Genomic DNA, 15,500 nt, shown 5'->3' with positions numbered 1-15,500 from the left:
ACGATGTATCACGCGATCGTCTTCTTCCCGCTCATCGGCGCGCTGATCGCCGGGCTGTTCGGGCGCTTCCTCGGCGCGCGGGTCTGCGAGTACGTCACCACCGCCTGCCTCGCCTTCTCGGCGCTCCTGTCCTGGGGCGTGTTCATCGAGGGCGACCACGCCACGCGGGTGCAGGTCGCGACCTGGTTCACGGCCGGCGACCTCACCGTCGACTGGGCCTTCCGCATCGACACGCTGACCCGGGTGATGCTCGTCGTCGTCACCACCGTCTCGACGCTCGTGCACCTCTACTCCGTCGGCTACATGGAGGAGGATCCGCACCGGCCGCGCTTCTTCGCCTACCTGTCGCTCTTCACCTTCGCCATGCTGATGCTGGTGACGGCCGACAACCTCGTGCAGATGTTCTTCGGCTGGGAGGGCGTCGGCCTCGCCTCCTACCTGCTGATCGGGTTCTGGTACGAGAAGCCCTCTGCGAACGCGGCCGCGATGAAGGCCTTCATCGTCAACCGCGTCGGCGATTTCGGCTTCTCGCTCGGCATCTTCCTGGTCTTCGTGCTGTTCGGCTCGGTCGCCTTCGACGGCATCTTCCCGCGGGTGAACGAGCTCAAGGACGCGCATTTCCACTTCCTCGGCCAGGACTGGCACGCGCTCACCCTGACCTGCCTGCTGCTGTTCATGGGCGCGATGGGCAAGTCGGCGCAGTTCCTGCTCCACACCTGGCTGCCGGACGCGATGGAAGGCCCGACCCCGGTCTCGGCCCTGATCCATGCCGCGACCATGGTCACCGCCGGCGTGTTCATGGTGGCGCGCCTGTCGCCGCTGTTCGAGCTCGCGCCCGACGCGCTGGTCTTCGTCACGGTCATCGGCGGCATCACCGCCTTCTTCGCCGCCACCGTGGGCCTGGTGCAGAACGACATCAAGCGGGTGATCGCGTACTCGACCTGCTCGCAGCTCGGCTACATGTTCGTCGCGCTCGGCGTCGGCGCCTATTCCGCCGGCATCTTCCACCTGTTCACCCACGCCTTCTTCAAGGCGCTGCTGTTCCTCGGCGCCGGCTCGGTCATCCACGCGATGCACCACGAGCAGGACATGCGGAACATGGGGTCCTTGCGCCGCTACATCCCGTTCACCACGGCGATGATGGCGATCGGCACCCTCGCGCTCATCGGCTTCCCCTTCACCGCCGGCTACTATTCCAAGGACGCGATCATCGAGGCGGCCTACGCCTCGACGCGTCCCGGGCACACCCTGGCCTTCCTCGCCACCGTGATCGCGGCGTTCTTCACCTCGTTCTACTCCTGGCGCCTGTTCTTCCTCACCTTCGAGGGGCCGGCCCGCTGGGGGGCGCATGCCCACCACGACGACCACGCGGCGCCGGCCGTCGCCCACGCGTCCGCGGCCCACGAGGCCGACGGCGCGCCCGGCCACACCGAGGGCGTCGCCCACGACGATCGCGGCCACGACGTCGAGCCGGCGCACAGGAGCGACCTCGTCGCCGACGACCATCACGGGCACGGCCATCACGGCGATCACACGCCGCACGAATCGCCCCTGGTGATGACGATCCCGCTCGGCGTGCTCGCCTTCGGCGCGCTCTTCGCCGGCCTGATCTTCAAGGACCGCTTCATCGGCGAGGGCATGGAGGCGTTCTGGGGCCACGCGCTGGCGCACGGCCCCGACAACCACATCATGCACGACATCCACCACGTGCCGGCGCTCGTCTCCTACGCGCCGTTCATTATGCTGGTGCTCGGCTTCGTGCTGGCCTTCGTGATGTACATCCGCCGGCCGAAGCTGCCGGCCGAGCTCGCCGCCCAGCAGCCGGTGCTGTACCGGTTCCTGCTCAACAAGTGGTACGTCGACGAGCTCTACGACCGGATCTTCGTGCGTCCGGCCAAGGATTTCGGCCTGTTCCTGTGGAAGCAGGTCGACGGCCGCGCCATCGACGGCGCCGGCCCGGACGGCATCGCGGCCCGCGTCGTCGACGTGACCCGCGGCGTCGTCCGCTTCCAGACCGGCTACGTCTACCACTACGCCTTCGTGATGCTGATCGGCGTCGCGGGCATCCTGAGCTGGTACCTGATGGCCGGCCTGCCGAAGCCGGGGGGGCACTGATGGGCCTCGCGTCGCAAGCCGCCCTCACGAACGGGATGGATCGCTAGATGTTCGGCTTAGGGCTCCTCTCCGGGCTGTTGATCGTGCCGCTCTGCGGCGCGGCCTTCATCCTGACCTTGTCGGGCGACGAGAAGGCGGTGGCGAAGAACGCCCGCTGGGCGGCGCTCGCCACCACGGTCGTCACCTTCCTGCTCACTCTGGTGGCCTGGAACCGCTACGACGCGACCTCGGCGAGCTTCCAGCTGGTCGAGAGCCATGCCTGGCTCGCCGAGACGATCCGGTTCAAGCTCGGCGTCGACGGCTTCTCGATGCCGCTGGTGCTGCTGACGACGTTCCTGATGCCGTTCTGCATCGGCGCCTCGTGGCATTCCATCGAGACGCGGGTGAAGGAGTACTTCGTCGCCTTCCTCGTGCTCGAGACGACGATGATCGGCGTGTTCCAGGCGCTCGACCTGGTGCTGTTCTACCTGTTCTTCGAGGCCGGCCTGATCCCGATGTTCCTGATCATCGGCATCTGGGGCGGCAAGCGGCGCATCTACGCCAGCTTCAAGTTCTTCCTCTACACGCTGCTCGGCTCGGTGCTGATGCTGCTCGCCATCATGGCGATGTACTGGCAGGCCGGCACGACCGACATCCCGACCCTGCTCCAGACCCGCTTCCCCGTGGGCATGCAATGGTGGCTGTGGCTGGCCTTCTTCGCGAGCTTCGCGGTGAAGATGCCGATGTGGCCGGTCCACACTTGGCTCCCCGACGCGCACGTCGAGGCGCCCACCGCCGGCTCGGTGATCCTGGCCGGCATCCTGCTCAAGATGGGCGGCTACGGCTTCATCCGGATCTCGCTGCCGATGCTGCCGGATGCGAGCCACACCTTCGCGCCGCTCGTCTTCGCGCTGTCGGTGATCGCGATCATCTTCACCTCGCTCACCGCGCTGATGCAGACCGACATCAAGAAGCTGATCGCCTATTCCTCCGTGGCGCATATGGGCTTCGTCACCCTCGGCCTGTTCACCCTCAACGAGCAGGGCATCCAGGGCGCGCTGTTCCTGATGATCTCCCACGGCATCGTCTCCGGCGCGCTCTTCCTCGGCGTCGGCGTGGTCTACGACCGGATGCACACCCGCGAGATCGCCGCCTATGGCGGCCTCGTGAAGCGGATGCCGCTCTACGCGGTGGCGATGATGGTGTTCACCATGGCCAATGTCGGCCTGCCCGGCACCTCCGGCTTCGTCGGCGAGTTCCTGGCGATGATGGGGGCGTTCAAGGCCAACCCGACGGTGGCGTTCTTCTCGGTCTTCGGCATCATCCTGTCGGCCGGCTACGCCCTGTGGCTCTACGCCCGCGTGATCTACGGCAAGCTCGAGAAGCCCAACCTCCAGGGCATCCTGGACCTCGACAACCGCGAGAAGCTGATCCTCGCGCCGCTCGTCGCGCTGACGATCTACTACGGCGTCCACCCGGCCCCGATCCTCGACGTCTTCGCCCCCTCCACCGAGGCGCTGATGACGAGCATGAAGGCCGCCCTCTCGAACACGCAGACCGCGGCCGCCGCGCTGCCCCTCGCGCGCTGAAGGCAGGGCCAGAGATGCCGACCGTCCAGACCGTGCAGACCGTCCTGCCCTCGCTCACCCCGCTGCTGCCCGAGCTGATCCTCGGCATCGGCGTGATGGTGCTGATCCTCTACGGCGCCTTCCGCGGCGAGCGCTCCGTCGAGACCATCAACGTCGGCGCCCTCGCGCTGCTCTTGGTGGCCCTCTTCGTGGTGATGTCGCAGCCGGCCGGCACCAAGGTGACCACGCTGTCCGGCAGCTTCATCCAGGACGGCTTCTCGAAGGTGATGAAGGCCCTGGTGCTGCTGGGCTCGGCCGCGACGATCCTGCTCTCGCGCGACTACTTCCAGCGCGAGCGCATCGACCGGTTCGAGTTCCCGATCCTGATCGTGCTGTGCACGATCGGCATGCTGATCATGGTCTCGGCCAACGACCTGATCGCGCTCTATCTCGGGCTCGAGCTGCAGTCGCTTGCCGCCTACGTCATCGCCGCGTTCCACCGCGACGACCTGAAATCCACCGAGGCCGGTCTCAAGTACTTCGTCCTCGGCGCACTCTCCTCGGGCATGCTGCTCTACGGCGCCTCGCTGGTCTACGGCTTCACCGGCACGGTGTCGTTCCCGGGCATCGTCTCGGCGCTGCACGAGGATGCCGGCTTCGGCATCGTGCTCGGCATCGTGTTCGTCGCGGCCGGCGTCTCGTTCAAGCTGGCGGCGGTGCCGTTCCACATGTGGACGCCCGACGTCTACGAGGGCTCGCCGACCCCGGTGACGGCGTTCTTCGCCTCCGCCCCGAAGATGGCGGCGATGGCGATGACGGTCCGCGTCTTCATCGGCGCCTTCCCCGACGTGACCGCGATCTGGCAGCAGATCATCGTGTTCATCGCCATCGCCTCGATGACGCTGGGCTCGTTCGCGGCGATCGGCCAGCGCAGCCTCAAGCGCCTGATGGCCTACTCGTCGATCGGCAACGTCGGCTACGCGCTGATCGGGCTGGCCGCCGGCACCGAGGAGGGCATCCGCGGCGTGGTGGTCTACATGATCATCTACCTCGCGATGACGCTCGGCGCCTTCGCGATTATCCTCTCGCTCCGCCGCCGGAACGAGATGTTCGAGACGATCGAGGACCTGTCGGGCCTGTCGCGCACTCATCCGTGGATCGCGTTCTGCCTCGCGATGATGATGTTCTCGCTGGCCGGCATCCCGCCGCTCGCGGGGTTCTTCGGCAAGTTCTACGTCTTCGCCGCCGCGATCCAGGCCAACCTCGTGGCGCTGGCCGTCATCGGCGTGGTCACCAGCGTGGTCGGAGCGTACTACTACATCCGCGTGGTCAAGATCATGTACTTCGACGAGGCCAAGGCGCCCTACGAGGCGATGGCGCCGGGCCTGCGCATCGTTCTCGCCCTGTCGAGCGTCGTCGTGATCCTGTTCTGGCTGCTGCCGGCACCGCTCGTCGGGGCGGCGGGCGCGGCAGCCAAGTCGCTGTTCTAGGCCTTGGACTTCCGTCTCAGCGAGGGTGCGCGGGCGGCCGGGCACCGCCTTCACGTCCACGACCGCCTCGGCTCGACCAACACCGAGGCGCTCGCCCAGGCCCGCGCCGGCGCGACCGGGCCGCTCTGGATCGCGGCGCGTGCCCAGGAGGCCGGCCGCGGCCGGCGCGGCAACGTCTGGGCCTCGATCCCGGGGAACCTGACCGCGAGCGTGCTCTGGCCGGTGGCCGGTGTCGAGCCGGAGCGGGTTGCCGGCCTCGGCTTCGTCGCCGGCATCGCGCTGGTAGAGGCCCTGGACGCGGCCTGCGGCCCCGACTCGGCCGGGACGTTCGGCCTCAAATGGCCGAACGACGTGCTCGCGGGCGGGGCCAAGCTCGCCGGCATCCTGCTCGAGGCGGAGACGCTGCGGGGCGGCCGGCGGGCGGTGGCGATCGGGTTCGGCGTCAATGTCGCAGACGTCCCGGAGGCGTTTTCGGCCTCAGCCACCTCTCTGGCGGGGCTCGGATACCCACTTGATGCCGGCATGGTGTTGGCGGATCTGACGAATAAGCTTGCCGTGGCGGCCCGTATCTGGGATCGCGGACGGGGATTTCCTGAGATTCGCGAGCGTTGGCTCGCACGGGCCTCCGGCCTCGGATCGCGCATCGCGGTCCGCAGCGGGACGGAGACCCTGGTCGGCGATTTCGAAGACATCGACGAGGGGGGGCGGCTCGTGATCCTCGCCCCCGATGGAACGCGGCGGACCGTGACGGCGGGCGAGGTGCATTTTGGGACGGCCGCGACGGCGGCATGAGATGGATTCTGGATTTATGACAACGGGACAGGACGAGCTCGTCTTCCTGCCGCTCGGCGGCGTGGGCGAGATCGGGATGAACGCGGCGCTCTACGGCTTCGGGCCGGAGAAGGGCCGCAAGTGGATCATGGTCGATTGCGGGATGGGGTTCGCGAGCGAGGAGGCGATGCCCGGCGTCGATCTCATGTTCCCGGACCTCTCCTACATCGAGGAGCGCAAGAAGGACCTTCTCGGGATCTTCATCACCCACGCGCACGAGGACCATATCGGCGCGATCAGCGAGCTGTGGCCGCGCCTCAAGGTGCCGGTCTACGCGACCCGCTTCGCCAAGAGCCTGCTCGAGACCCGGCGCCTGTCGGAGCCGGGCGCGCCGAAGGTCGACCTGCGCGAGATCAAGCCGGGCCGGCGCGTGACGCTCGGGTCGTTCGAGATCGACTACGTGCCGGTCTCGCACTCGATCCCGGAATCGAATGCGGTGGCGATCCGCACCTCGGCCGGCCTCGTGCTGCACACCGGCGACTGGAAGATCGACCCGACGCCGATCCTCGGCGACGTGACCTCGGCCGAGGCCTTCCGCGCCATGGGCGACGAGGGCATCCTGGCGCTGGTCTGCGATTCGACCAACGTCGTCCGCGAGGGCTTCTCGCCGAGCGAGGCCGAGGTCGCCTCGACCCTGGCCAAGCTGATCGCGGCCGCGCCCCAGCGCGTGGCGGTGACGACCTTCGCCTCGAACGTCGCCCGCATCCGCGCGGTGGCCGAAGCCGCCAAGGCCTGCGGGCGCGAGGTGGTCGCGGTCGGTCGCGCCATGGACCGGGTCATCGACGTCGCCCGCGAATGCGGCTTCCTCGACGGGCTGCAGGAGTTCCGCCGCGCCGATTCGTGGCGCGACCTGCCGCGCGACAAGGTCGTGGCGCTGCTCACCGGCTCGCAGGGCGAGCCCCGGGCGGCGCTCGCCCGCGTCTCCCGCAAGGACCATCCGGACATCGCGCTCGCCGCCGGCGACCAGGTGATCTTCTCCTCGCGCGCCATCCCCGGCAACGAGCGCGACGTCGGCGCGATCATCAACGACCTGATCGAGCAGGGCGTCGAGGTCATCACCGACCGGACCGAGCTGGTCCACGTCTCCGGCCACCCGCGCCGCGACGAGATGGCCGAGATGTACGCCTGGACCCGGCCGCAGACGGCGATCCCCGTCCACGGCGAGGCGCTTCACCTCGACGAGCATGCGCGCTTCGCCCGCGCCCACGGCGTCGACAACGTGGTCAAGGCCCGCAACGGCACCCTGATCCGCCTGAGCCCGGGCAAGCCGGAGATCATCGACCACGTGAAGTCGGGCCGCCTGTTCAAGGACGGCAACGTCCTGATCGACGGGAAGGACCGCGCGATCCCCGAGCGGCGCAAGCTCGCCCAGGCCGGCCTCGTCTCGGTGGCGATCGCCATCGACGAGAGCGGCGAGGTGTTGGGCGAGCCGGCGGTCGACATCATCGGCCTGCCCAACCGCGGCCGCGGCGGCGCGCCGCTGATCGACACCGTGGTCGATTCGGTCTCGCGCACCCTGTCGGGCATGTCGAAGGGCAAGCGCCGCGACTCGGAGGCCGTCGAGAAGGCGGTCGACCGCGCCGTGCGCTCGGCCGTCAACGAGGTCTGGGGCAAGAAGCCCGCCTGCCACGTGCAGGTGGTCGAAGTCTGATCTTTACCCTCCCCCCGTTGCGGGGGGAGGGCGCCTGCGAAAACGTCGCTCCGCGCATTCGACCCGCATTCGCAGCGGCGATCCGGCTCTCGAGTCTCGGCTCGGACCGGCGCGTATCCGCTCCAACCCCGTCATCCCGGGGCCGCGAAGCGGAGCCCGGGATCCAGAACCGCCGGCGGCGTCGTCACCGGCACGCCGCGGCGGCTCTGGGTTCCGGGCTCGCCGACGGAGCCCGTGAACGACGGGTTCGGGTTGCCAGGGGGCTCCGGATCGTTAGGTCGGTGGAGACCTCGAATGGGGCGCAGCGTCCTCGCGCGGAAGACAGTTAGGGAGAAACCAATGATCGGCCGGCTCAACCACGTCGCCATCGCGGTGCGCGATCTCGACGCCGCCTGCAAGGTCTACCGCGAGACGCTGGGCGCGACGCTGACCGCGCCGCTGCCGCAGCCCGAGCACGGCGTCACCGTCGTGTTCGTCGAATTGCCCAACAGCAAGATCGAGCTGATGGCGCCGCTCGGCGCGGATTCGCCGATCGCCAGCTTCGTCGAGCGCAACCCGGGCGGCGGCGTCCACCACGTCTGCTACGAGGTCGACGACATCATCGCCGCCCGCGACCGGCTCAAGGCCGAGGGCGCCCGCGTGCTCGGCACCGGCGAGCCCCGCATCGGCGCGCACGGCAAGCCGGTGCTGTTCCTGCACCCGAAGGACTTCCTCGGGACGCTGACCGAGCTGGAGCAGGTCTGATCCGGGTGAACGCGCTCCTGAAGGCCGTGGCGCGCACGACGCCGCGGACGCTCGGTGTCGTGCTGGTTCTGGTGGCCGCCTTCGTCGCGGTGGCGGTTCTGCAGTTCCGTCTCACGGTGTTCGGCGCGAGCGCGTTGTACTTCGTGGTGTGGTGGACGCTGCTCTTCGCGATCCTGCCGATCCGCAACCAGGCCGAGACCGACCCGGCCCGCGTGGTGCCGGGCCAGGATCCCGGCGCGCCGGCCGCGCCGCGGCTCCGCGAGAAGGCGATCTGGACGACGCTCGCCGCCGGCGCGGCCTTCCTGGTCGCGCTCGCCGCGTTCCCCCTGACGGGCCTCTAGGCGCCTTCCGCTCCCGGATGTCGCGTTGACAGCCCGTCGACGCCTGGCGAAAGCTTCGCCGTGGCGTGGCGCTCGACCGCCCGTCATCGCAGGACGACGGAGGATCGCATGCTGGCGCCGGGCGCAACGCCGGAGGGCGAGGCCGTCGCCGGTGCAGCGGCACGGCGGCTCCTGCCGATCGTCCTGGCGCTGTTCTTCACCTGGGGGCTCGCCACCGTCCTCGTCGACATCGTCACCCCGAAGCTCAAGAGCCTGTTCGCGCTGAGCTACGCCGAGGCGACGCTGACGCAGTTCGCGTTCTTCATCGCCTACGCGGTGGTCTCCCTGCCGGCCGGTCTCCTCGTCTCCCGCATCGGCTACATGCGCGGGCTGGTGCTCGGGCTCCTGGTGATGACGGCCGGCTGCGTGCTGTTCGCGCCCGCCGCGCGGGCCGGCGTGTTCCCGCTGTTCCTCCTCGCCCTGTTCGTGATGGCGTCCGGCATCGCGGTGCTGCAGGTCGCGGCGAACCCGCTGGTCGCGCGGCTCGGTGCGACCGAGCGGGCGTCGAGCCGGCTGACGCTGGCGCAGACCTTCAACGCGCTCGGCACCACCGTCGGCCCGGCGGTCGGCGCCTGGGCGATCCTCGGCCGCGACGCTCCGGCGCCGGCCGATGCGGCGACCGCCTCGCCCGCCATGCTCGCCGCCGCGCGGCAGGCCGAGGCGGCGGTGCTGCAGGGGCCGTTCCTCGCCATCGCGGCCGGCCTCTTCGCGCTGGCGATCCTGCTCTGGTCGCTTCGCGGCAGCGTCCGGGAGACGCCGACGGCGGCGGTCGCGGGCTTCGGCCTCGATCTGCTCGCCCGGCCGCGCCTCGCCCTCGGCGCCCTGGCCTTGTTCCTCTACGTCGGGGCGGAAGTCTCGATCGGCACGCTGATGGTCAGCTACCTCGAGGAGCCGCGCGTCCTCGGGGCGGATCCGGCCACCGCCGGCCATCTGCTCAGCGTCTACTGGGGCGGCGCGCTGGCCGGGCGCATCGTCGGCAGCCTCGCGCTGCGCCATGTCCGGGCCGGCGCGGCGCTCGCGGCCTGCGCCGTCGCGGCCGGCCTCCTCGTCACGGTGTCGGCCCTGTCCCACGGGTCGGTCGCCGCCTGGACGCTGCTCACGGTCGGCCTCGCCAACGCGATCCTGTTCCCGACGATCTTCGCGATGGCGATCGAGGGCCTGGGCGATCGCACGGCGCAGGGGTCGGGGATCGTCTGCGTGGCGATCGTCGGCGGAGCGATCGTGCCGGTGATCACCGGAACCCTCGCCGACCATGCCGGGCTCGGGACCGCCCTCGGGGTGCCGGTGCTGTGCTACCTCTGCGTGGCGGGCTACGGGCTGGCCAACCTGCGCACCGCTCGAGACGTGCCGGCCACCGGGCCGCTGCCGGCCTGAGCGTTCACGTGCGTACGAAACAAAAAAGCAAGGCCCGAGGCCTTGCTTTTCAAGCAGTCAATCTGGTTCGACCTTTAGTTGTCCTACGCATTGACTGCGTGGCGGTCGATTTTCCTCCCGAGACCCGGACCTTTGCGTTCCCTCTGAGGGGCTACGCAACCATCGCGGGCTGCTTATAGGAACAACATTTCGTCCTGTCACCGGGTCGAAGGGACAAATCTGCGTTTTTTCGCCGAGAAATTGCAGGGAACCGTCTCCGGGGCCGTCGGCGGGTGGCGAAGCGACGAAACCGGGCTCCGGCCGGCCCCGAAGACCCAAGCCGCTTGTGTTTTCCGGTTGCAATGTGTTGTGTGCCCCCGGCAACGGGATCGGCGTCCGCGCGCGCCGCCAGACCCGAACCGACCGCCGGATCCGTCAAAGAAGCCTCATGCGTCTGTCCCGCTACTTCCTGCCGACCTTGCGCGAGACGCCCAAGGAAGCCGAGATCGTCTCGCACCGGTTGATGCTGCGCGCCGGCCTCGTGCGCCAGGAATCGGCCGGCATCTACGCGTGGCTGCCGCTCGGCCTGCGGGTGCTGAACAAGGTCTGCGACGTGATCCGCACCGAGCAGGACCGGGCCGGGGCGGTCGAGCTGCTGCTGCCGACGATCCAGTCCGCAGAGCCGTGGCGGGAATCGGGCCGCTACGACGCCTACGGCAAGGAGATGCTGCGCATCAAGGACCGGCACGACCGCGAGATGCTGTACGGCCCCACCGCCGAGGAGGTCGTGACCGGGATCTTCCGGGCGAGCGTGCGCTCCTACAAGGACCTGCCGAAGAACCTCTACCAGATCTCCTGGAAGTTCCGCGACGAGGTGCGCCCGCGCTTCGGCACGATGCGCTCGCGTGAGTTCCTGATGAAGGACGCCTACTCCTTCGACTTCGACCAGGCCGGCGCCCGCCACGCCTACAACCGGATGTTCGTGGCCTACCTGCGCACCTTCGCGGGCCTCGGCCTCAAGGCGATCCCGATGCGGGCCGATACCGGGCCGATCGGCGGCGACCTCAGCCACGAGTTCATCATCCTCGCCCAGACCGGCGAGAGCGAGGTGTTCTGCGACCGCGCCTATCTCGACTTCGAGATCCCGCCCGCGACCGTGGATTTCGAGGACGTCGCCGGCCTGCAGGGCCTCGTCGACGCCTGGACCTCGCACTACGCCGCCACCGACGAGATGCACGAGGCCGACGCCTTCGCCGAGGTGCCGGAGGAGAACCGCATGTCGGCCCGCGGCATCGAGGTCGGGCACATCTTCTACTTCGGCACGAAGTATTCCGAGCCGATGGGCGCCAAGGTTGCCGGCCCGGACGGGATCGAGCGCCTGGTCCACATGGGCTCCTACGGCATCGGCCCGAGCCGCCTGGTCGCCGCGATCATCGAGGCGTCGCACGACGAGGCCGGCATCATCTGGCCGGATGCGGTCGCGCCGTTCGACGTCGCGCTGATCAACCTGAAGACCGGCGACGCCGCGACCGACGCCGCCTGCGCCGAGATCCAGGGGACGCTCGAGGCCGCCGGCCTCAGCGTGCTCTACGACGATCGCGACGAGCGGCCGGGCGCGAAGTTCGCCACCGCGGACCTGATCGGCCTGCCCTGGCAGGTGGTGGTCGGTCCCAAGAGCCTGGCCGAGGGCAAGGTCGAGCTGAAGCGCCGCGCCGGCGGCGAGCGCGAGACCCTGGCGCCGGTGGACCTGATCACCCGAATCCGGCGTGCCTGAGGCTCCGATGGCGGTCGAAGCCGGCACCGAGGCGAGCACGCGGAAGCCGGCATGGCTGCGCGGGGCGACCGCGCCGTTCGCGGCCTTCGAGTGGATCATTGCCGGACGCTACCTGCGCGCGCGCCGCCGCGGCGGCGGCGTCTCGGTGGTGGCGTTCTTCTCGGTGCTCGGCATCGCACTCGGCGTCGCGACGCTGATCATCGTGCTCTCGGTGATGAACGGCTTCCGGACCGAGCTGCTGTCGAAGATCGTCGGCATCAACGGCCACATTTTCGTCACCCCGATCGACCGGACCTTCACCGATTTCGCCGACCTGTCCGAGCGCCTGTCGAAGGTGGCGGGCGTGCGGGCCGCGATCCCGCTGGTCGAGGGCCAGGCCTTCGCCTCGTCGCCCTACGGCGGCAGCGGCGTGCTGGTCCGCGGCGTGCGCGGCGACGACCTCGGGGCGATCGGCGGCATCGCCAAGTCGCTTCGCGGCGGCACGCTGGAGGGCTTCGACGACGGCTCGGGGGTGCTGATCGGCCGCCGGCTCGCCGACAGCCTGGCGATCCAGGCCGGCGACACCATCACGCTCTCGACGCCGAAGGGCGCGACCACGGCCTTCGGCACCGCGCCGCGGACCAAGAGCTACACGGTCAAGGCGATCTTCGAGATCGGCATGACCGAGTTCGACTCGACCTTCGTGTTCATGCCGCTCGCGGAATCGCAGGCGTTCTTCAACCGCGAGGGCGACGTCAGCCTGATCGAGATCTACATCGACAACCCCGACGCGGTCGCCGCCATGCGCGAGCCGCTGGAGCTGGCGGCCGAGCGGCCGGTGCTGCTCACCGATTGGCGCCAGCGCAACCGAACCTTCTTCGGGGCGCTAGAGGTCGAGCGCAACGTGATGTTCCTGATCCTGAGCCTCATCGTCGTCGTGGCGACCTTGAACATCGTCTCCGGCCTGATCCTGCTGGTGCGCGACAAGTCGAGCGACATCGCCATCCTGCGCACCATGGGCGCGACCCCCGGCACGGTGATGCGCGTTTTCCTGATCAACGGCGCGCTGATCGGCCTCGTCGGCACCCTGTCGGGCCTCGGGCTCGGCATCCTGATCACGCTGAACATCAAGCCGATCCAGCGCGTGCTGTTTCCCGGCGCCTGGGACCCGACGGTGCGGTTCCTCGCCGAGATCCCGGCCGAGATGAACCCCACCGAGATCACCGTCGTGGTGCTGACCTCGTTCCTGCTCGCGCTCGCCGCGACGGTCTATCCCTCCTGGCGCGCGGCCCGGCTCGATCCGGTGCAGGCGCTGCGCTACGGCTGAGCGGCAGTTCCATGAGCGGCACCTCCGAGAGCGCCGGCATCCCGCCGGTGCCGGCCCTGTTCTTTTCCCGCGTCGAGCGGCGCTATGCGCAGGGCGACCGGTCGCTCGACATCCTGCGCGGGGCCGACCTCGCGATCTGGCCGGGCGAGCTGGTCGCGCTGGTCGCGCCGTCGGGCGCCGGCAAGTCGACCCTGCTGCACCTCGCCGGTTTGCTGGAGCGGCCGGACGGCGGCGAGGTCTACGTCGGCGGCCAGCCGACCGCGGCGATGAAGGATGCCGAGCGCACGCGCTTCCGCCGTGAGGAGATGGGCTTCGTCTACCAGTTCCATCACCTGCTGCCGGAGTTCTCGGCGCTGGAGAACGTGGTGATGCCCCAGCTCATCCGCGGGCTCGGGCGCAGCGAGGCGAAGGCGCGCGCCACCGAGCTCCTGAGCTTCCTCGGCCTCAAGGACCGCCTCGTCCACCGGCCGGCGGAGCTGTCCGGCGGCGAGCAGCAGCGCGTCGCGATCGCGCGCGCCGTCGCCAACGGCCCGCGCCTGCTGCTCGCCGACGAGCCCACCGGCAACCTCGACCCCTCGACCGCGGGGCACGTCTTCTCGATCCTGCTCTCGCTGGTGCGCGCTTCCGGCCTCGCCGCCCTCATCGCCACCCACAACATGGAGCTCGCCGCCCGCATGGACCGCCGGGTCACCATCCGCGACGGGCTGATCCAGCAGCTGGACTGAGGGCGCACGGCGCGGTTCGGGATCCGCGCTCCATCCGTGCCGAATCGGAGCATTCGTCGCGAGATCCGCGCAGGCGTTGCAACCGAAACGAAGGGTCGCGGATTACCCGTTCGGACACGCACGAAGCGTCTCCGCTCCGGTGCCGGCGCGCCGGCCAAGCTGCCCAGGCGAGACCCAGATCCATGTCGACGACGTCCGTTGCTCCCGTCCTCGCGCTCGTCGCGCTCCTCGGCTTCGCCGCCCCCACGACGGCGTCGGCGGCCCCCGCCACCGCGACCGTGACCAAGGTCGCCGAGGTGACGCCCCCCGTCCGTCCGGTCTCGGCCACCGAGGGCGAGGACGACGGCGGCACCTGCAGCCGGATCCGCCGTCGTCTCTGGGTCGAGGGCGAAGGCTGGATCGTTCGCCGTATCACCACTTGCCGTTGAGCGGGATCGACTTCGGCGCCGCGCGCAATTCTGTGGGCAACAGCGCTCGCCGCGCGGTTTAAGCAGTCTTCGCCCGTGGCTTGGGCGGGCCGACCGGAACGAGATCGGCGAGACCGGGATTTTCCCCGCATGTCAGCGTCCCGACCGGAGTTGCGATCCATGACCCGTCACCATCCGTCCCGCTCGCGGATCGCCGCCCGGTTCGCGCTCGCCGCCGCCCTGTCGCTCGGCGTCGGGGCCGCACACGCCGAGACCGTGCGCGTCGCACCCTACGGCTACGGCTCGGCCTATGGCGGTCCGGTCGGGTACGGCTTCGCCGACGAGGCGGTGCGCGGTGCGTATATCGGTGCGCCCTTCAGCAGCGTGCCCTCGCCGAACCGCATCGTCCCGGCCCCCTGGAGCTACGGCACCTACGGCATCCCGACGATCTCGGGCCTGCGCGAGGCACCGGTGGCGGCGCCGAGCCTAACCGTGATCAACCCCGGCCTTCGCCCGGCCTCCCGCCGCGGGCAGGGGCCGCGCATCCTGTCGCGCGGACGCGATGGCGCCTGGACCTCGGGCGGGCAGGTCCGGGCCGGGAACGGCGTCTCGGTCGTCACGGTCTCCGTGCCGCGGCGCTGAGCGTCAGCGGCGTTCGGGCTCGGTGAGCGCCGCGTACCACGCGGCATAGGGCGTGTTGCGCGGATGGCGCCCGCCCTGGTCCTCGGCTCCATCCGTCCACCAGACCGGCCCGCGCTCGCCGAGGGCTTCCTTGGCGGCCTGCACGGCGCCGCGCGCCGACCGCAGCAGCGCCGGAGCCTGGGGATCGCCCTTCCGTTCGGCGCGCTTGGCCGCCCCGACGGCGCGGCGCGCATCCATCAGCGCGGCGACGTGGCGTTGCCGGGCCTCTTCCGACAGGCGCGGGTCGGTGCAGCGCCAGAGCCGCTCCCCGACGACGAAGTAGCGCCCGTCCGGCGTGCGCGGGTACGGCGTCGCCTCCGCCCCCTCCGACCTTCCTGTCGCGGTCACGCTCGCCTCCCGCACCCGCAATCGGGGTTCCCGCTCGTCCTTGGCGCCGCGTCGGCGCCGACCGGCGTTCGTACGATTCCGTCGCCGATCATCCACGTGTGCGCGAGCCGAGACTGCATCTTAAGGTTTTTAAGGCCTGGTTGCATCA

14 protein-coding genes are annotated in these 15,500 nt (G+C 69.8%); 13 read left to right on the top strand and 1 reads right to left on the bottom strand.

What is annotated here, in order from left to right:
• Positions 1-3: 3 nt before the first annotated feature.
• The 13 genes from nuoL to MKK55_RS08015 all read left to right on the top strand — a co-directional run bounded on the left by nuoL (position 4) and on the right by MKK55_RS08015 (position 14,965).
• Positions 4-2,115: an NADH-quinone oxidoreductase subunit L gene (gene nuoL, locus MKK55_RS08075; protein WP_147726105.1), complete on the top strand. Its 2,112-nt coding sequence runs from the start codon at positions 4-6 to the stop codon at positions 2,113-2,115.
• Between the two features lie 47 nt (positions 2,116-2,162).
• Positions 2,163-3,683: an NADH-quinone oxidoreductase subunit M gene (locus tag MKK55_RS08070; protein ID WP_243934122.1), complete on the top strand. Its 1,521-nt coding sequence runs from the start codon at positions 2,163-2,165 to the stop codon at positions 3,681-3,683.
• Positions 3,684-3,697: 14 nt separating this feature from the next.
• A complete protein-coding gene (gene nuoN, locus MKK55_RS08065; protein ID WP_243932609.1) occupies positions 3,698-5,152 on the top strand; it encodes an NADH-quinone oxidoreductase subunit NuoN in 1,455 nt (484 codons plus the stop codon).
• 3 nt (positions 5,153-5,155) lie between these two features.
• Entirely contained in the window at positions 5,156-5,944 is a 789-nt protein-coding gene (locus tag MKK55_RS08060) for a biotin--[acetyl-CoA-carboxylase] ligase (RefSeq protein WP_243934121.1), read from the top strand.
• A 16-nt stretch (positions 5,945-5,960) separates the two neighbouring features.
• Positions 5,961-7,634 carry a ribonuclease J gene (locus MKK55_RS08055; protein ID WP_243934120.1) on the top strand — a complete coding sequence of 558 codons (1,674 nt, stop codon included), beginning with the start codon at positions 5,961-5,963 and terminating at the stop codon, positions 7,632-7,634.
• Between the two features lie 339 nt (positions 7,635-7,973).
• Positions 7,974-8,378 carry a methylmalonyl-CoA epimerase gene (gene mce, locus MKK55_RS08050; RefSeq protein ID WP_147726100.1) on the top strand — a complete coding sequence of 135 codons (405 nt, stop codon included), beginning with the start codon at positions 7,974-7,976 and terminating at the stop codon, positions 8,376-8,378.
• Positions 8,375-8,719: a DUF1467 family protein gene (locus MKK55_RS08045; RefSeq protein ID WP_147842749.1), complete on the top strand. Its 345-nt coding sequence runs from the start codon at positions 8,375-8,377 to the stop codon at positions 8,717-8,719. Before mce ends, MKK55_RS08045 begins: the two co-directional genes overlap by 4 nt.
• Positions 8,720-8,827: 108 nt before the next feature.
• On the top strand, positions 8,828-10,132 hold the full coding sequence (locus MKK55_RS08040) for a sugar MFS transporter (RefSeq protein ID WP_243934119.1): 1,305 nt from the start codon (positions 8,828-8,830) through the stop codon (positions 10,130-10,132).
• Between the two features lie 427 nt (positions 10,133-10,559).
• Positions 10,560-11,885 carry a proline--tRNA ligase gene (gene proS, locus MKK55_RS08035; RefSeq protein ID WP_243934117.1) on the top strand — a complete coding sequence of 442 codons (1,326 nt, stop codon included), beginning with the start codon at positions 10,560-10,562 and terminating at the stop codon, positions 11,883-11,885.
• Positions 11,886-11,892: 7 nt separating this feature from the next.
• Complete coding sequence (locus MKK55_RS08030) at positions 11,893-13,191, top strand: lipoprotein-releasing ABC transporter permease subunit (RefSeq protein WP_147727873.1); 1,299 nt, start codon at positions 11,893-11,895, stop codon at positions 13,189-13,191.
• 11 nt (positions 13,192-13,202) lie between these two features.
• Complete coding sequence (locus MKK55_RS08025) at positions 13,203-13,916, top strand: ABC transporter ATP-binding protein (protein WP_243934115.1); 714 nt, start codon at positions 13,203-13,205, stop codon at positions 13,914-13,916.
• Positions 13,917-14,098: 182 nt separating this feature from the next.
• Positions 14,099-14,344, top strand: a complete 246-nt coding sequence (locus tag MKK55_RS08020; RefSeq protein WP_147727875.1) for a hypothetical protein — start codon at positions 14,099-14,101, stop codon at positions 14,342-14,344.
• A 159-nt stretch (positions 14,345-14,503) separates the two neighbouring features.
• Positions 14,504-14,965, top strand: coding sequence for a hypothetical protein (locus MKK55_RS08015; RefSeq protein WP_243934114.1), 462 nt, complete (start codon positions 14,504-14,506; stop codon positions 14,963-14,965).
• 3 nt (positions 14,966-14,968) lie between these two features.
• Here MKK55_RS08015 and MKK55_RS08010 read toward each other — a convergent pair whose 3' ends face one another.
• Positions 14,969-15,352, bottom strand: coding sequence for a hypothetical protein (locus MKK55_RS08010; RefSeq protein ID WP_243934113.1), 384 nt, complete (start codon positions 15,350-15,352; stop codon positions 14,969-14,971).
• Positions 15,353-15,500: the final 148 nt, after the last annotated feature.

This window comes from Methylobacterium sp. J-059, assembly GCF_022829485.1.
In the GTDB taxonomy this organism is placed as follows: domain Bacteria; phylum Pseudomonadota; class Alphaproteobacteria; order Rhizobiales; family Beijerinckiaceae; genus Methylobacterium.
The sequence above is the reverse complement of the archived record's forward strand: the minus strand, read 5'-3'. Positions and strand labels throughout refer to the sequence as shown.